At 36.7% G+C, this 18532-nt stretch carries 15 protein-coding genes and 1 riboswitch; of the genes, 5 read left to right on the top strand and 10 right to left on the bottom strand.

The features are described from left to right. The first annotated feature begins 20 nt into the window (after window positions 1–20). On the top strand, window positions 21–464 hold the full coding sequence (locus G6R40_RS11785; protein ID WP_410497330.1) for an HU family DNA-binding protein: 444 nt from the start codon (window positions 21–23) through the stop codon (window positions 462–464). Between the two features lie 142 nt (window positions 465–606). Here the strand turns inward: G6R40_RS11785 and G6R40_RS11780 are convergent, their stop codons facing one another. The 6 genes from G6R40_RS11780 to G6R40_RS15385 form a co-directional block, all read right to left on the bottom strand. Next, window positions 607–1884 carry a serine hydrolase domain-containing protein gene (locus G6R40_RS11780; protein WP_165137686.1) on the bottom strand — a complete coding sequence of 426 codons (1278 nt, stop codon included), beginning with the start codon at window positions 1882–1884 and terminating at the stop codon, window positions 607–609. A 101-nt stretch (window positions 1885–1985) separates the two neighbouring features. Further along, a complete protein-coding gene (locus tag G6R40_RS11775; RefSeq protein ID WP_165135723.1) occupies window positions 1986–2918 on the bottom strand; it encodes a 2-hydroxyacid dehydrogenase in 933 nt (310 codons plus the stop codon). Window positions 2919–2969: 51 nt separating this feature from the next. After that, window positions 2970–3491 (bottom strand): acyl-CoA thioesterase, encoded by a 522-nt coding sequence (locus G6R40_RS11770; protein ID WP_165135720.1) that lies wholly within the window; start codon window positions 3489–3491, stop codon window positions 2970–2972. Window positions 3492–3494: 3 nt separating this feature from the next. Beyond that, complete coding sequence (locus G6R40_RS11765) at window positions 3495–4133, bottom strand: hypothetical protein (RefSeq protein WP_165135717.1); 639 nt, start codon at window positions 4131–4133, stop codon at window positions 3495–3497. A 111-nt stretch (window positions 4134–4244) separates the two neighbouring features. Further along, window positions 4245–6359, bottom strand: a complete 2115-nt coding sequence (locus tag G6R40_RS11760; protein WP_165135714.1) for a TonB-dependent receptor — start codon at window positions 6357–6359, stop codon at window positions 4245–4247. A gap of 42 nt (window positions 6360–6401) precedes the next feature. Further along, a riboswitch (TPP riboswitch) is annotated at window positions 6402–6490 on the bottom strand. A 75-nt stretch (window positions 6491–6565) separates the two neighbouring features. After that, window positions 6566–6868, bottom strand: a complete 303-nt coding sequence (locus G6R40_RS15385; RefSeq protein WP_410497365.1) for a DUF2752 domain-containing protein — start codon at window positions 6866–6868, stop codon at window positions 6566–6568. Between the two features lie 351 nt (window positions 6869–7219). Between G6R40_RS15385 and G6R40_RS11750 the strand changes: the two genes are divergently transcribed. The 4 genes from G6R40_RS11750 (at window position 7220) to G6R40_RS11735 (ending at window position 15671) form a co-directional block, all read left to right on the top strand. Further along, the gene (locus G6R40_RS11750) at window positions 7220–9982 is read left to right on the top strand and encodes a bifunctional aconitate hydratase 2/2-methylisocitrate dehydratase (RefSeq protein ID WP_165135708.1); all 2763 of its coding nucleotides are present in this window, start codon (window positions 7220–7222) and stop codon (window positions 9980–9982) included. Between the two features lie 104 nt (window positions 9983–10086). After that, entirely contained in the window at window positions 10087–10578 is a 492-nt protein-coding gene (locus tag G6R40_RS11745) for a DinB family protein (RefSeq protein ID WP_165135705.1), read from the top strand. A gap of 503 nt (window positions 10579–11081) precedes the next feature. Further along, window positions 11082–13349: an aconitate hydratase gene (locus tag G6R40_RS11740; protein ID WP_165135702.1), complete on the top strand. Its 2268-nt coding sequence runs from the start codon at window positions 11082–11084 to the stop codon at window positions 13347–13349. 126 nt (window positions 13350–13475) lie between these two features. Beyond that, window positions 13476–15671 carry a TonB-dependent receptor domain-containing protein gene (locus G6R40_RS11735; RefSeq protein ID WP_165135699.1) on the top strand — a complete coding sequence of 732 codons (2196 nt, stop codon included), beginning with the start codon at window positions 13476–13478 and terminating at the stop codon, window positions 15669–15671. A gap of 62 nt (window positions 15672–15733) precedes the next feature. On the opposite strand, the gene G6R40_RS11730 is transcribed toward G6R40_RS11735, so the two are convergent. From G6R40_RS11730 to G6R40_RS11715, 4 genes are all read right to left on the bottom strand, one after another. Beyond that, complete coding sequence (locus G6R40_RS11730) at window positions 15734–16432, bottom strand: RluA family pseudouridine synthase (RefSeq protein WP_165135696.1); 699 nt, start codon at window positions 16430–16432, stop codon at window positions 15734–15736. Then, window positions 16432–16758: a hypothetical protein gene (locus G6R40_RS11725; protein WP_165135693.1), complete on the bottom strand. Its 327-nt coding sequence runs from the start codon at window positions 16756–16758 to the stop codon at window positions 16432–16434. Before G6R40_RS11725 ends, G6R40_RS11730 begins: the two co-directional genes overlap by 1 nt. A 135-nt stretch (window positions 16759–16893) precedes the next feature. Then, a complete protein-coding gene (panB, locus tag G6R40_RS11720) occupies window positions 16894–17709 on the bottom strand; it encodes a 3-methyl-2-oxobutanoate hydroxymethyltransferase (protein ID WP_165135690.1) in 816 nt (271 codons plus the stop codon). Window positions 17710–17774: 65 nt separating this feature from the next. Further along, on the bottom strand, window positions 17775–18488 hold the full coding sequence (locus G6R40_RS11715) for a Crp/Fnr family transcriptional regulator (RefSeq protein ID WP_165135687.1): 714 nt from the start codon (window positions 18486–18488) through the stop codon (window positions 17775–17777). Between the last annotated feature and the right edge of the window lie 44 nt (window positions 18489–18532).

The raw sequence follows: 18532 nt of genomic DNA, 5'->3' as shown, positions 1-18532 counted from the left end.
TAGAAAAACTAAAATTTGTAATGCTTTTTTTATTAGTTTTATTAAATCAAAACACATTTTTAAAAATTTATATTATGCCAGTAAAGTACAATGTGATTGAGCGTAAGAACCTGCAAGATCCGCAGGCCGCTCCAAAATTCTATGCAAGCGCCAAAGCCGATGGGGAAGTTAATCTAAAAAGCCTTTCTAAAGAAATCGCAGGTGGCTCCACCACGGTATCCGACACCGATGTTTTAGCAGTGCTCAATGACCTTATAAAAACAGTAAGCCGTCATCTTGCAGATGGTAAGATCGTAAGGCTCGGCGACTTCGGTAACTTCCAGATCTCCATCTCTAGCGAGGGTGCAACCACTGCTGCCAAAGTAACTTCTGCACTGATACGATCAAACAAAATCCTCTTTCGTCCAGGAGTTGACCTGCGCGATATGCTAAGCACTGTAAAGTACGAGAAATACAACAAGTAGAAAGACCAGCCAACGTGTGCGCATCGGACATCTCGTCTGTGCGCACGCGTCTCTCATCCTATGCGCATCCGTCAATCGTCGGATGCGCATCCGTTTTGTAGCCTGTGCTTATCGATGTTTAGGAATGTTTATCATTTTTTTTCTATTCCGAATAATGACTGGCGTTGACATTTGCAGAATCGGCGTTTCCAGCATTAGCTTTACCACCGTTTAAGACTTTATTAAGCTTCTCAACCTCAAACGGAAAAGGCTCAAACAAACCCGACAAAGCCATCGCTGAATAGACTCTTTGCGAATACTTATTCCCCAAAGCCACAATGGTGACTTTTGATTTTAAAAGATGTACAAACACCGTGTTGGAGCCATGCCACCATCCGTTATGGTAGGTCAACTTCTCGCCATTATCAAAAACCTTCATACGAAAACCTAGTCCATAATTGTTAACGCCTGCCTTTTCGTTGCTGTAAGGTTCGAAGATTTTAGCTTTAAGTTCAGGTTTCAAAAAGTCATCGGAAAACATCGCCGTTGAGAATTTCAGTAAATCTCTTGGCGTGGTGTAAACGTTTTTGTCCCCATATATCAAGTCGAGATTATCCAAAGGATAGAGCCTATTCTGCCCATTATAAAAGGATTGCGCCGCGGTGGGAATATCTTTTTCCTGAAAAATAAAAGAATGGTCCATCCCCAAAGCTTTGAACAATATCTCTTGCATGGCTTGTGGAAATGGCGTTGCAGTAACTTTTTCAACAATCAAAGCCAATAGTGCAAAATTGGTATTGCAATACATAAAACCCGTATTGCTAGGGCGCGCCAGTTCTGGCTTGTCGCGCTCCAAAATATTAAGAACATCTTGGTTGGTGATAAATGCCTTGTCCAGTTCGGCAGGTTTTGGTTTTATCGACTGGTCAAAATGCTCGTATTTGGGAAGACCACTGCGTTGGGACAACAGACTGAAAACCGTAATATTGGGGTAAGGGAATTTTGGAAAAAACTTGGTTAAATCGTCTTCTAGACTTAGCTTTCCGGCTTCTACCAGTTTGAGAACCGCCATCGCAGTCATCGTCTTACTAACCGATGCAACATGTAGTGGCGTATCTTTATCAATAGGCATTTGGCTATTTTCTCTACCAAAACCTCGGTATTTCTCAACAAGAATATCGTCGCCTTTCGCCACAAGAAAGCTTCCGCTGAGATTGCCACGTTCCCAAACCATGTCGTAATAATTATTGATTTGTGAGAGGATTTGCGCTTTGTTATCAAGCTGTCGGTCTGCGTCGGAGAAAACCTTGTCGAGTTTTACATTAGAATAGTTGGGTAATTTACTTTGATAGTCAGGCTTATCTGTTTTTGAATCGTCTTTTTTACAATTAAAAAGTGACAGCAAAGTCACCAACAACAACACAAGACTCGATTTCTTCATCTTCTTAACATTCATAGGAAAAGGCTAAATTATGAATTGTTAAAACAATTGAGGTAAGCGAAAATGTTATATTATGTTAAAATATAGATTTGAAAAGTCTTTTAAAAGTCTTGCAAAATTTTATCCACGATAAATTGTGCAAGCTTTTCTTTGCTTTGATGCGTCCACCCAGCGATGTGTGGCGTAACAATAACTTGATCTGAATGGAGTAAGTAGTTTAAATCTTCATTATCAACTTCTAGATTTTCAAAAGAAGATTTTTCGTATTCTAAAACATCCAAAGCGGCAGCCTTTATTTTTCCAGATTTCAGCGCTTGCACCAAAGCCGAAGTTTTAACATTTTTGCCACGCGCGGTATTCACCAAATAAAAAGCCTTCGTCATATTATTGATAAAAACCTCATCTATCATATAATGTGTCAACTCGGTTTCTGGAACATGGAGGCTGATAATATCTGCTTGCTTTTGCAATTCTTCCAAATCAACTTGCGTTGCAAACTCGTCTGACAAATTGGGCAAAATATCATAAAAGATAATCTTAACGCCGAAACCCGAAAGCCGTTTGGCTGTGGCTTTTCCCATATTGCCGTAACCTATTATTCCGAAAGTCTTGCCCAGCAACTCATCGCCACGATTTTCTTCGCGAAGCCAAATGCCATTTTTAACTTCCTGAGAAGCTATGAAAAGACGATTCATCAACAACAGAAGCATTCCCAAAACATGTTCGGCAACCGAATCGCGATTGCCCTCTGGCGAATTGATGAGTTTAATGTTTAAATCTTTAGCCGTTTCGATATCGATATTTTCCATCCCAGCGCCTACTCTAGCAATGAATTTCAGCTTCTTGGCTGCTTTTAAAAACATGGCATCTACAGGAATTCTGCTTCTAATAATAACACCATCGTATTGATGAATTTTAGCAACAATCTCATCATAACTCGATTGGTAATCTTCTTCCAGAACAAAGTGTTTTGCTAATAGCTGTTCTTCTATTAAGGGATGATTTTTGTCTAATAATAATATTCTTGGCTTCATGATGTCTTCTTTTATAATGATAAAAAAACGGAAGATAAATCTCCCGTTGTATTATATTTCTCCAGCGAATAATTTTTTAAGTTCTACAGAATCTGTAGCTTTCATTCTTCCAGAAAGGATCAATGATAATTCTTTTCGGCGAAGCGCAGCATCGAATCGTTTCACCTCTTCTTCGGTCTCTGGCTCCAAAGCGGGAATCGGCACAGGCTTATTAAACTCGTCTACCGCCACGAAGGTGTAAATCCCTTCGTTAGTATGGATTTTTTTCTGGTTAATAGGATCATCCAACCACACATCCACATAAATCTCCATAGAGGTTGAAAAAGCGCGACTCACTTTCGACTCCAAAACCACAATACCCCCTTCGGGTATAGGATGATTGAAAGATACATGATTAACCGAAGCTGTTACCACACGTCTTTCGCAATGACGCGCTGCCGATATTGACGCACATCTGTCCATTTTGGAAAGCAATTCTCCTCCAAACAGATTTCTCAAAGAATTGGTTTCGTTGGGTAAAACGATATTGGTCATCACCGTAAGTGATTCTGATGCTTTTTTTGATTTTTGCATAAATTATTTACTTTTATTGTTTGGAAGATAATTCAAAGAATCTTTTTTAATACTGTCTTTAGCACGCACGTTTGTTGAATCTATAACAGCGGGTTTTGCAGATTTTTTTTCAATTTTAGAAAGTTCGAGGCTTTCAAAAGAGGCTTTCCCAAATATTTTTTCTTTTTGCGTCGCTGCAAAGTACAATATCCCAGCGACAGGCATTAAAACCAGAAAAGCCCACAATATGGATTTATTATATTTATAATCTTCTTCCGCTACTTGCATTAGCTGAGGAGAGCCTGCGCCTACTCTGGGTACAATGATTTCTTCAAAACCATAAAAATCGTCACCAGCAACTTGAGGATTGGCAACAAAATCTATTTTGCCTGCAAAGTTGGTCCATTTCCCAACACCAGAAATTTCGTAAATTCCTTTTTCTAAAAGATCTTTAAGAATTTGTGATGACAAATCATTGAAAGCATTACTCGCTTTTTGCCCTCGATCAAGATTAAAAACCAATTCTTTTTTCGGAGGCAGAATCTTATCATTCTGAACATCCAATTCAGCGTGTTTTTTAACAAGCGAAAGTGAGCCCAATCCTGCCAATTCGAGTTTTTCCTGAGTATTAAGAACCTGTAAAATTTGCTGTGTAATGTCCATAATTTGCAAATTTATGATTTTATAATAGGATGGCAAATTAATTATTAATTTATAAAAAACAAAAACACCCCAATAATGAGATGTTTTGTTGAAAAATTTAATTTGAGTAAGTTATCTGAACTTCACTGAAATACCGAACATAAAATTAAGACCTGCTTGTGCATAATAATAAGGTGTGTCACCATAGACAAAACCATTGTTAATATATTTTTGGTTGAATAGATTATTCACCAAAAGATTTAAGTCAACACTTGTGCGTGGCAGTTCAAAAGAATATTTCGCATTAAAATCTGTAAGAAAATAATCTTTTAACCTAAAGTTTTCGTTTTGTGTATTATCCAAATATTGTTTGCCTACATATTGGTTGATAAGACCAACAGTAAAGGCTTTGGAAAGATCATAAGACAATCCTAAATTTGCAATAACCGAAGGCGAAAAAGATGTATCCGCATCTTTAATCACAACAACCGAATCATCTTTTGTCGCATTCACTTCTTGGATTATATTTTTACTTAAAGTTAAATTAGCATTCATTCGGAAATCTTTTGTAAGATTCGCTAAAGCGCCTAATTCTACACCTGCACGGTAACTTTTATCGACATTTTGACGAACAAAATCACCAACATCATTAATAACGCCCGACAAAACCAATTGATCTTTGTATTGCATATAATATAGGTTCGCGGTGAAGGACAACACCGATGAAAATTGTTTTTCTAATCCCAATTCCCAATCTTGTAGAAATTCATTTTTGGTATCTGGGTTGGCTTGCAGATCGTCACGATTAGGCTCTCGGTTAGCGATGGCATAGGACAAATACAACTTGCCACCATTAATTCTATAATTAACACCAGCTTTAGGATTAATAAAGGTCCATTTTTTATTTAAATCAAAACCTTCGTCATCGCCTTGGTTAATTATTTTCGCATCATAAGTTACATTTCTTGCTTGCAAATCTCCGAACAACTCAAAGTCGCCAATACGATAAAGCGCTTTTACAAAACCTGAAATTTCATTTTTCAAGGTTCTGTTTCGGTAATATTCATGCTCATTAATTTGAGGAAAATACACGCCAGTAACATTTCCAAAATGCTTTCCAAAATACTGGTTCGCAACAACGCCAACGTTAAGATCGACATTGTCAAATTTACCATACAAAGTAGAAACTGCACCATAAAAATCGTTATCCAGCCATTTTTTTCTAATGAAGTCTGTACGCTTGACTTCTGCGGGATCAACGAAAAGATTCGGTAAATTATATTTTGAAAATTTAGCATCTTGTTTATAATTTTCGTAATAACCTTTTCCTTTTGTATAATGTAAAGTTGTTTCTAATTTCCAATGATTATTAAAGGCCTGCTCCCAAAGCAATTGATAATGGTTTTGACGATAATTATCGGTTTCGTTATCATAATATCCGACAATATTTTCCCAACTGGCATCATAGATTGCCCCAGAATAATTGAAACGTCTATCCTTTTCGTAAGTCGCTTTGTCAACACCATTCCAAGCTTGGTAGGTTTTTTCTTTTCCACCAAAAGCCATAAATCTGATTCTGGTTTTATATTCTTCAAATAAGGCTGTAAGATTATAAGAATTAAGGTCGGAAAAAGCACGGTCTATATAACCATCTGAATGGATTTTGGTGTAGCGTCCCATCACAGACAATCTATTTTTCCAGAATTTTCCAGAGCCAACCTCAGCAGAATATTTGTAAGTATTAAAGGAGCCGTAACTGTTGTCGGTTTTTACATAAAACTTTTCTTCTGGATCTTTGGAAACAATGTTAACACTCGCACCAAAAGCCGTCGCCCCATTAGTAGAAGTGCCAACGCCACGCTGAATAACAATCTGCGAAGCCGAACTTGTCAAATCTGGAACGTTCACAAAAAACGTCCCTTGACTTTCCGAATCGTTGTAAGGAATCCCGTTCATCATTACATTAATACTCGTTCCGGCAACACCACGAATTCTAAAACCTGTATATCCAACGCCATTTCCAGCATCGGAAGTTGACATTACCGAAGTTTGATTTTTTAAAAGAATAGGTAAATCTTGTCCTAAATTACGACCATCAAGATCTTTCTGAACATTGATAATTTCTTTAGAAACTGGCAATTTCTTGAATACGCGAACTTGCTCTATTTCTTTGATTGTATCTTGTTTTGATTGTGCAAAAGCCAAAGCACCGATACTTAACGCTGATAAAAAAATAAATCCTTTCATTCTCAATATTATTATTTGGAATAAAAGGATGCACAAAACAGCCAAGCTGTTCGCTTAGTTCCCTTGGCAGCATTACCTGCCCAGGTTCTTAGGGTATAATCTCAGCCTTTTGGGCACCCCTTTTTCCGTTTTGCAAACTTATAAAAAATAAAATTAAATTCTTGGTAATTTTTCAATGAAAATTAAAATTTCATCGGGATTCTAAATTACAATCTAGAAAACGCCTCATGATAAAAGCTAGTATTCCTGACAATAAAGAATAAAATCAATATTACTAAATAAACTAAGATACTTTTAAACCCAAAAATTATTTGATAGCATTTTAAATATTTCATTTTCAAATCTCCAATTTGGAATACTAAAAACTGCACAAAAAACGGAATTGCAATGACAAATAAAGGATTAAGAATAAATGCTTTGTCTAGATTTCCATGTAAAACTTCATGAAAAGCCCGCTGACTCCCACAACCAGGACAATCATAACTGGTGACACTCTTGAAAGGACACATCAACGTCCATGATGATACTTTTGGATCTATAAAATAATAAGCCAAAATAACAGAGAATAGTAAAAACAAAAAAAACGATTTTAGTTTCATCATTTACGACTCTAAATCAGCGAACATTCGCCAAGAAATACACAACAATTTTTAACACAAAAAAACCCCAAGCCAATGACTATCAAAACATTAACAACACTATAGAAATATACAAATATGATCTTATTTTAAAACTACACGAATATAGTCCATAAAAAATATAAATTTCGTATTTTTGCGCAAATTTATTTTTAACTAAAATCTAAGTAGAAATGTAACTTTTGGTTTCGAGAAAATCAGAGGAAAAAGACTTCTAGTATTATGAGTATTTATACAGATTATATCCAAGAAATTGAAGAAAGAAAAGGTCAAGGTTTACACCCAAAACCAATTGACGGCGCTGAATTAACGAGCGAAATCATCGCTCAAATTAAGGATGCTAACAATCCAAACAGAGAAGATTCTGTACAGTTTTTCATCTACAACACCCTTCCAGGAACTACTCCTGCCGCTGGTGTAAAAGCAAAATTTTTAAAAGAAATTATTTTAGGTGAAGCTACAGTTGCTGAAATCACGCCAACTTTCGCATTTGAGTTATTATCTCACATGAAAGGTGGTCCATCTATCGCCGTTCTTTTGGATTTGGCTTTAGGAAATGACGAAGCGATTGCAAAACAAGCCGCTGATGTTTTGAAAACTCAAGTTTTCTTGTATGATGCTGATACAGCTCGTTTAGCTGATGCTTACAAAGCAGGAAACGCGATTGCTAAAGATATTTTAGAAAGTTACGCTAAAGCAGAATTCTTCACAAAACTTCCTGAAGTTGCAGAAGAAATTAAAGTGGTAACCTACATCGCCGCGGAAGGTGATATTTCTACGGATTTATTATCTCCGGGTAACCAAGCGCACTCTCGTTCAGACAGAGAATTGCACGGTCAGTGTATGATTACGCCTGAAGCTCAAGCTGAAATTAAAGCTTTACAAGCTCAACATCCTGATGCTTCTGTGATGTTAATCGCTGAAAAAGGTACAATGGGTGTTGGTTCTTCTCGTATGTCGGGGGTCAACAACGTAGCACTTTGGACAGGGAAACAAGCGTCGCCTTACGTTCCTTTCGTGAATATTGCACCAATTGTTGCAGGTACAAACGGTATTTCTCCAATTTTCTTAACTACGGTGGATGTAACTGGAGGTATCGGAATCGATCTTCAAAACTGGGTAAAGAAAACAGACGATAACGGAAATGTAGTTCGTAACGAAAATGGCGATGTGGTTCTTGAACAAGCTTATTCTGTTGCTACAGGAACTGTTTTAACGATTAATACAAAATCAAAGAAATTATACAACGGAGACGTAGAATTAAAAGATATTTCTAAATCTTTCACGCCTCAGAAATTAGAATTTATCAAAGCGGGCGGTTCTTACGCTATCGTTTTTGGTAAAAAAATCCAAACTTTTGCGGCTCAAACTTTAGGAATTGAAGCGCCTGTAGTTTTTGCTCCTGCTAAAGAAGTTACAAACGATGGTGTTGGTTTAACAGCGGTTGAAAAAATCTTCAACAATAATGCAGTTGGCGTAACTCCAGGAAAAACTTTACACGCTGGTTCAGACGTTCGAGTAAAAGTAAATATCGTTGGATCTCAGGATACAACAGGTTTGATGACTTCCCAAGAATTGGAAGCAATGGCTGCAACCGTTATCTCTCCAATCGTTGACGGGGCTTACCAATCTGGATGTCACACGGCTTCAGTTTGGGACAAAAAAGCGCAAACGAACATTCCTAAATTGATGAAATTTATGAACGACTTCGGGGTAATTACTGCAAGAGACCCGAAAGGTGTTTATCATTCAATGACGGACGTTATTCACAAAGTATTGAACGATATTACCATCGACGAATGGGCAATCATCATCGGTGGCGACTCGCATACAAGAATGTCTAAAGGCGTTGCTTTCGGAGCTGACTCTGGAACGGTAGCTTTGGCTTTGGCAACTGGTGAAGCTTCAATGCCAATTCCTGAATCTGTGAAAGTAACTTTCAAAGGTGAAATGAAACCTTATATGGATTTCCGTGATGTGGTTCACGCTACGCAAGCTCAAATGCTGAAGCAATTTGATGGGGAAAACGTTTTCCAAGGTAGAATTATCGAGGTTCATATCGGAACTTTATTGGCGGACCAAGCCTTTACATTCACCGACTGGACTGCAGAAATGAAAGCGAAAGCTTCTATCTGTATTTCTCAAGACGATACTTTAATTCAATCATTGGAAATTGCGAAATCGCGTATCCAAATCATGATTAATAAAGGAATGGATAATCACAATGCAGTTCTTCAAGGATTAATTGATAAAGCAAATGCTCGTATCGAAGAAATTAAATCTGGTGCTAAACCAGCTCTTCAACCTGATGCAAATGCTAAATATTATGCTGAAGTTGTTGTAGATTTAGATATCATCAACGAACCAATGATTGCCGATCCAGACGTAAATAATGCTGATGTTTCTAAACGATACACGCACGATACCATTAGAGACCTTACTTATTATGGCGGTGACAAAAAAGTAGATTTAGGTTTCGTAGGATCTTGTATGGTTCATAAAGACGACTTAAAAATCGTTTCTCAAATGTTGAAAAACGTAGAAAAAGCAAACGGAAAAGTAGAATTCAAAGCTCCGCTAGTGGTTGCTGCCCCTACTTACAACATCATCGACGAATTAAAAGCGGAAGGCGATTGGGAAATGTTGCAAAAATATTCAGGTTTCGAATTTAATGACGACGCTCCAAAAGGTGCTGCTCGTACAGAATACGAAAACATCATGTACCTAGAGCGTCCTGGTTGCAACCTTTGTATGGGTAACCAAGAAAAAGCAGAAAAAGGCGACACCGTGATGGCTACTTCTACGCGTCTTTTCCAAGGTCGTGTGGTAGAAGATAAAGCCGACAAAAAAGGGGAATCTTTATTGGCTTCTACTCCTGTGGTTGTTCTTTCTGCTATTTTAGGTAGAATTCCGAACATTGAAGAGTACCAAGATGCTGTTGAAGGAATCAATTTAACGAAGTTCACTCCTATTTCTTGTCACTAAGAAATTCGAGAACATTATAACAAAAGGCTGTCCATTTTCGGATAGCCTTTTTTGTTTTGAATACATGAATAATATGTATATTTAAAAAATTAAAAATTTATAAAATGAGCATTCAAAAAGCATTAGCAATAGAAATCGAAAGAGAAACCGAAAATACTTTACGATTCTTAAAAGTATTACCAGAAAATAATTTCAGCTACAAACCTCACGAAAAATCCATGACTTTGGGCGAATTAGCCAATCACGTTGTCGAATTGCACGGTTGGGTTTCTTACGTTTTCACCAAAGATACTTTCGATTTTCATACAGATTACACACCATCTACTTTACAAACAGTTGATGAATTGGTGAAAGCTTTAGAAGACATCAAAACTAAAAGTTTAGAGGTGATTAATTCATTATCTGATGAAGAATATTTTAAAAATTGGACTTTAAAAGCAGGCGATCATATTATTGCTGAAGCTCCAAAATCAGGCGCTTACCGATTTATCGTTACCAATCATTTAATTCATCACCGTGGACAATTAAGCGTTTATCTACGTATGTTAGACATTCCACTTCCCGGAATTTACGGTCCATCTGCGGATGAAAAATAGAAATTGTTTGATTTAAATAATAAAAATCTATCCAAATTGGGATAGATTTTTATTATTTCGGACAAAATTAAAAATCGAGAATATTTATTAAAATTAAGCACAGAGTCAAACAAAGACTAAATATTTTTTTGCTTTCGTTTTTAAGATAAACGAAGACGTTATACTTTTAAATGTAAAACGAATTTGTATTTCTATATTGAACGAAGTGGCTTTATTTTCCTTGAAACAGAAACAAATCCTTAAAACTTAGTTTTGCTTTGCGCTTAATTTCATTTTAATAAAAACTTTATCCAAAATTCCCATCATCGAAATACAAACTTTCTAATTTGTTAACACGCTAAAGGCACGAAATTTCCATCCAAATAGCAAGGCTGAATTCGTTAAAGAACCTATCTTCTTATTTATTTTAATTCTAAAGAAAAAAATAAGTAATTCTCTGATCGAAAATAATTTGTAAATTGTATAGCCTTTTTTAAATACTATTAATATTAAAAAATTAAGATATGATTTTTGACCTTGATATGATCAAAAAAGTGTACGACCGTTACCCTGAAAGAATCGCAAAAGCGAGAGAAATTGTGGGAAAACCCTTGACACTTTCAGAAAAAATTCTTTACACGCACCTTTGGGAAGGTAACGCGACACAAGCTTACGAAAGAGGGAATTCTTATGTAGACTTCGCTCCAGACAGAGTGGCAATGCAGGATGCAACCGCGCAGATGGCATTGTTACAGTTTATGCAAGCTGGAAAAACCAAAGTTGCCGTTCCTTCAACAGCGCATGCGGATCACTTGATTCAGGCGAGAGTGGGTGCAGAGCAAGACTTGCAAGAAGGAATTAACAAAAACTCTGAGGTTTTCAACTTTTTGAGTTCGGTTTGTGATAAATACGGAATCGGTTTCTGGAAACCAGGTGCAGGAATTATTCACCAAGTGGTTTTAGAAAATTACGCTTTCCCAGGCGGAATGATGATCGGTACCGACTCTCACACCGTAAACGCAGGTGGTTTAGGAATGGTGGCGATTGGTGTTGGTGGTGCCGATGCCGTTGACGTAATGGCTGGAATGGCTTGGGAACTAAAAATGCCAAAATTGATTGGGGTAAAATTAACAGGAAAAATGTCGGGATGGACTTCCGCTAAAGACGTTATCCTAAAAGTTGCCGGAATTCTTACCGTAAAAGGTGGAACGGGTTGCATCGTAGAATATTTCGGAGAAGGTGCACAATCTCTTTCTGCAACAGGAAAAGGAACAATTTGTAATATGGGGGCGGAAATTGGTGCGACCACTTCCACTTTCGGGTATGATGATTCCATGAGAAGATACCTTTCTGCAACGGGAAGACAAGATATTGTGGATGCCGCCGATAAAATCGCTGAACATTTAACAGGTGATGCTGAAGTGTACGCCAATCCAGAGCAATATTTCGATCAAGTGATTGAAATTGATCTTTCTACGCTTTCTCCACATTTAAATGGACCTTTCACTCCAGATTTAGCAACGCCTGTGGCTGAATTCAGAGCAAAAGCGGAAGCAAACGGATGGCCTTTAGAAGTAGAATGGGCATTAATTGGTTCTTGTACCAATTCTTCGTACGAAGATTTATCTAGAGCTGCTTCCATCGTTGAAGATGCGGTGGCTAAAGGCGTAAAACCAAAAGCCATATTAGGAATCAACCCAGGTTCTGAGCAAGTGAAATTCACAGCGGAAAGAGATGGTTTCTTAGATTCTTTCAGAAAATTTGAAAACGCTAGAATTTTCACCAACGCTTGTGGACCTTGTATTGGACAATGGGACAGAGAAGGCGCTGACAAAGGTGAGAAAAACTCTATTATCCATTCTTTCAATAGAAACTTCGCAAAAAGAGCCGACGGAAATCCAAATACCCATGCTTTCGTAGCTTCTCCAGAAATGGTAGCTGCGGTAGCAATTTCGGGACGTTTAGATTTCAATCCAATTACCGATACTTTAACCAACGAAGCTGGCGAGCAAGTAAAACTAAACGAGCCAAAAGGTTCTGAACTTCCAGCTAAAGGTTTCGCGGTGGACGATAATGGTTACCAAGCGCCTTCCGCAGATGGTTCTAGCGTTCAGGTGGTGGTAAGTCCAACTTCGGACAGACTTCAATTATTGGAAGAATTTCCAGCTTGGGACGGTAAAAATATTACCGGAGCTAAAGTTTTAATTAAAGCCTTCGGAAAATGTACAACCGACCACATTTCTATGGCGGGTCCATGGTTGAAATACAGAGGTCACTTGGATAATATTTCAAACAATATGTTGATTGGAGCGGTGAACGCTTACAACATGGAAACCAACAAAGTGAAAAATGAATTGACGGGTCAATACGACGAAGTTCCAAAAGTAGCAAGAGCTTACAAAGCGGCTAAAGTTCCTTCAATTGTTGTTGGTGACGAAAATTACGGTGAGGGTTCTTCAAGAGAACACGCTGCCATGGAGCCAAGACATTTAGGTGTGAAAGCCGTTTTGGTAAAATCTTTTGCACGTATCCACGAAACGAATTTGAAAAAACAAGGAATGCTTGGCTTAACTTTCGCTGACAAGTCGGATTACGACAAAATCCGTGAAGACGATGTGGTGAATTTCTTAGACCTTGATCAATTTGCTCCAGGAAAACAATTGACTTTAGAATTTGTTCATAACGACGGAACAAAAGACACCGTTATTGCAAACCACACTTACAACGAGCAACAAATCGATTGGTTTAAAGCAGGTTCCGCTCTTAACTTAATTAAGCAACAAGAAAACTAAACTTCCTTTGCTTTAAATATTAAAACCGCTTCCTTTGGAGCGGTTTTTTTGATAGATTTTTCATCCTTTTTTATACAATTGTAACAAACTTGCAAAAAAATAGTCTTATTATTTAGATTAGAATTTATGAACAAAAAAATTATTTTCGCAGCAAGTTTGGTTTTGAGTTTTCAAATAGGATTTGCACAGCAAACAAAAACAGAAACTTCTAAAGAAAAACAAATAGAAGCGGTAACAATTACAAAAACTAAAAAAGCCGTTGAACAAAAAGCAGACAGAACGATTTTTGATTTCTCGGAACAAGCCAATCTTAATTCCGGTTCTTCATTGGAAGGAATTAAAAAACTTCCAGGTATGGTGGTTACGGATATTGCTGGAATGATGTATCAAGGAAAACCCCTTCAAGTCTATATGGACGGCAGACCGATGAATATTTCCACCAACGATCTTACTGCTTTTTTGGAAGGAATGCCCGCTTCGGCAATAGATAGAATTGAAGTCATAACACAACCTGGCGCAGAATTTCCTGCCACTTCTGGAGGTACTATTTTAAATATCATAACTTCTAAATCAGCAAAAAATTATCTTACAGCAACCTATTCTGGAGGTTATCGTTTTTCTGATTATGATAAATTTAGAAATCGTTTTAACAATAGTATCGTTTTAAACTCACGAAATAAATGGTTTGGGTGGCAGTTTAGTGCTGGTCAAACTTATGCAGAAGCCTTTAGCAGCAACGAAATGGATGATTTATCAAAAGGTTTTGCAGATAAATATTCGAGAGGATATTTCGCAAAAGGTGCCATGACTTTTGATATTGGAAAAGACAGATTATTACTGAACTACGATTATAACACCTCAAACAACGATACTTACAACAATTCGGACGGAACTGCGCAATTTGAAACACCAATTGGTTCTGGCAATTTTGTTGTTGCAGATTATTTAAATCTTGGAAAAGGCAAAACCAAAAGCGACAGAAACGAAATTACAGCTACTTACCAAAAACGTTTTGATGACAAAAATCAAAAGTTAGACATCAAAATGAATTACTCTAACTTCCAATCAAAATTTGATCAAAAAGGCGATAATTTTGTCAACTTCCCTTTGGGTTCAATCCAAACAAATACCGACTTTAACAATGCTTCCAATCAAGACTTTTATAATCTTCGTGTAGATTATTCGCAACCGATTAAACTTCTTGATGAAGGGAAATTTAGTTTTGGTGGTTTATATGAAAAAGTGAATTTTACAACTGACTTTATGGGAATCCAAAATTTAGAGTACCAAAGACAGACCACTTCAACTTATGCAGAATTGAATGCTAAATTGAAAAAATTCAGTTTTATTGCAGGTCTGAGAGCTGAAGATTATGATATTTCGGGTCAATCTCTGAATGTAGCTCAAAACACTTGGGACGATTTAACGGCTTTCAAAAAATTTGAATTATTTCCAAATGCGAGTATTCAATATGATTTTGCAAGATCTTTATATTTCAATTTAAACTACAACCGAAAAATAAGTTTGCCATCTACAGGTCAGCTGAACCCCAATAACACAACTTTCCAAAATCCGAATGTTGACATTTCCGGAAACCCAAATGTTCAGCCAACCATTTATGACAATTTTGAAGCTAAATTAAGTGCTTTCGATTATGCTTTTATAAGTTATAACGTGAGCAAAGTGGACAATCAGGTGATGATGTATGTGGAACGCGACGGTTACAATATTTCGCAGACCAATGTTAACATTAATAGTTTAACACAGCATAGTTTCAATGTTGGTTTACCTGTTCCTTTAATGATTTTCAGTAAGCCTTTTAGCGAAATTATGAAGTTTAATTTTAATCCTGATAAAATTAACTTTTTGTATCTGTACGCAGGATATCAGTTCCAGGATATTAAAGAAATTGCAGACAAAAAAGGCATGTGGTTTTTTAATGTAACAGGGCAGTTTATTTTACCATATCAAATAAAATTCTCACCTACATTTAGCTATTCCACCAAAGGAAATTATTATTTCTTCCAAGCGACTCAACCTATTATGAATCGTGTTGATTTGAATTTTAGTAAGAAATTTAATAAAGACAGAATTACGCTAAGTCTATTTGCAAATGACATTTTCAACAGCAGTAGAATGAATTTCAAAACCGTGAACACGCCATCGCCAATCTACCTTAACAACCGTTGGGATAGTCGCCAGTTTGGATTCTCTATTAATTATAAAATTCCGACCAAGAATAAATTAGCCAAAGAAGACCCGAATATGCTGAAAAACGACATTCCAAAAGATGACAATGGCGGATTAATGAACACAAAATAACGACTCAAATTACATTTATATTAACAAGAAAGGCATTCAGAAAATTTTTGAATGCCTTTTGTTTATAATGTTTCGCAGGCTTGCCAAACTTTGTCATTTTTGGGAAGTGGCGCTACAATTTCAATCTCTTCTTTCGTTACGGGATGTATAAAATTTAGTTTTCTAGCATGAAGCGATATTCCTCCATCGGGATTGGATCTTGGCGCACCGTATTTTAAATCGCCTTTAATCGGAATTCCAATTTTTGAAAGTTGAGCTCTAATTTGATGATGACGCCCTGTCTCCAAATCAATTTCTAAAAGTTGGTAATTGTCCAGAACTTTAATAATATTGTACGTCAAAATTGCTTCTTTAGCTCCTTCTGTAGCTTTAGGAAAAACAATGGCTTTGTTATTTTTCTCGTTTTTCTTTAAATAATGAACCAATCTTTGAGAATTGGGAATCATCTCCTTTGCCACCAAAGCCCAATAGGTTTTTTTAATCTCGCGGTTTTTCACCATTTGCGTCAAACGAGAAAGTGCTTTTGAAGTTTTCGCATAAATCACCAAACCAGAAGTAGGTCTATCAATACGATGAACCAAACCTAGGAAAACATTTCCGGGTTTTTCGTCTCTTTTTTTGATGAAATTCTTGATTAATTCGAGTAACGATTCATCGCCGGTTTTATCGCCCTGAACAAGCTGACCCGCTTTTTTGTTAATAACGATAATATGATTGTCTTCAAAAACAATTTGTTCAGAAGAAAATTTTTGTTCTGCCATTATTGTTGAACATTACGATTTCTGCCAAACAAAGACATAACAACTCCTGAAATAAGACCAATCGTTTTAATCCCTGAAAGTCGCGTTTCGGCAGGTAAAAATGCTCCGACAACACAAAGTCCCGCAGCAATATACATTGGGATTTTGAATTTTTGATTTGCTAAAGTTGGTGCTTGCAACGCGAAACTTGCACCTACTAAAATGTAAAATAACTTATTGTAAATAAAATTATTAATCTCTGGTGAAAATGGCTGAATCCAACCAACTAATAAACAAGCTAAAGCGGCAAAAGATACACCTGCCTGTATGGCCATTAAATTTTTCATATATTTTTATATTTGCTAAAAACTACACGCTACATTAAAAAAAATGATAGTCATTAAAAAACTATCATTTTTAAAATATGCTTTAAAAATCGGAATTCTATACAATTCCCTATTATATTTTAATATCTGGAAAGTTTAATAACTTTCTGATTCATTTGGAAAATCGGCAGACTTTACATCCTTCACATATTGCGAAACTGCGCCTGTAATTTCGGTATACAAATCCAAATATCTTCTTAAGAACTTTGGCGAAAAGCCTTTGTTCATACCTACCATATCGTGATATACCAAAACTTGTCCATCGCAATTAACACCTGCGCCAATCCCAATTGTCGGGATAGAAATAGCTTCTGTAACTTTTTTAGCCAAATCTGCAGGAATTTTCTCTAAAACCAATGCAAAACAGCCTAATTCTTCCACCAATTTGGCGTCAGCAATTAATTTTTCAGCCTCAGCATCTTCTTTAGCACGAACTTTATAAGTCCCGAACTGATAGATAGATTGCGGTGTTAAGCCCAAGTGCGCCATTACAGGAATTCCAGCATTTACAATTTTCTTAAGGGAATCTTCAATTTCCTTTCCTCCTTCAATTTTCACGGCGTGGGCTCCTCCTTCTTTCATCATTCTTACCGCAGATTCCAACGCTTTTTCGGGATTACTTTGGTAAGTTCCAAAGGGTAAATCCGCAACTACTAAAGCCCTATCCACTCCTCGAACGACACATTGTGTGTGATAAATCATTTGATCTAATGTAATAGGAAGTGTCGTCTCAAAACCCGCCATAACATTGGCTGCAGAATCTCCAACCAAAATAGCATCCACTCCACCTGCGTCTACCATTTTAGCCGTTGTAAAATCGTAAGCTGTAATCATCGAGATTTTATCCTTGTCAAATTTCATTTTGCGAAGGCTCTCGGTGGTTACTTTTTTTATTTCAGAATGTACAGACATTTTCTTGATTGATAAATTATTATTTAATAATGATAAGCAATGAAATCATTATTGTTATATTACTTCTATATCACAACGTGACCTAACTTGATAAGTCTTTCGTGGTTGATGATTTTTATATTTCTACCTTCCACCAGAATAAGTTCATCTTGTTTAAATTCAGAAATCAAACGGATAGCGCTTTCTGTAGCAGTCCCGATAAGATTTGCAATCTCTTCACGGGTCAGCGAAATATTAATAAAACCTTCTGGATCTGTTCCTAATTTTTGTTCTAGTAAAATAAGAATTTCGGCTAATCTTTCACGGACAGTTTTTTGAGCCAAAAAAGTGACTGTATTGGATGACTCTCCTAGTTCGAAAGCTATTTTTTGCAACATTGCATAAGATAACTTCGCATCAACTTCTAATAAGTGAATGAAAAAATCGGCTGGCAAAAAAGTGACTTTCAAAGGCGTCATGGCTTCTGCTTTAGCTTGGAAGTTTTCCCCACACAAGAGTGATCTATAACCGATAAGATCGCCTTCTTTACAGAATCGGAGGATTTGATCCTTTCCGTAAACTCCAGATTTTGAAAGCTTTGCAGTTCCTTCTTTAATAAAATAGACGCCTTGTGGAGCTTCTCCATCCTCGAAAACGGTTTCGCCTTTTGCGAATTCCAAATCTTTAAGTTCGGCTACTAATTTTTCATAATCTTCCGAACTTAAACTATTTCTAAAAGACTCTCTGTTAAAGGCTTGGATAAAGTTTTGCTCGATAAGTTGCTGTTGTTCAAGTGACATACGAATGACATTTATCAGCAAAAATAAGACATTCTACCTCTAAA

The organism is Chryseobacterium sp. POL2, assembly GCF_011058315.1.
Classification (GTDB): Bacteria; Bacteroidota; Bacteroidia; order Flavobacteriales; family Weeksellaceae; genus Soonwooa.
This window is presented reverse-complemented; position numbering and strand designations above follow the sequence as displayed.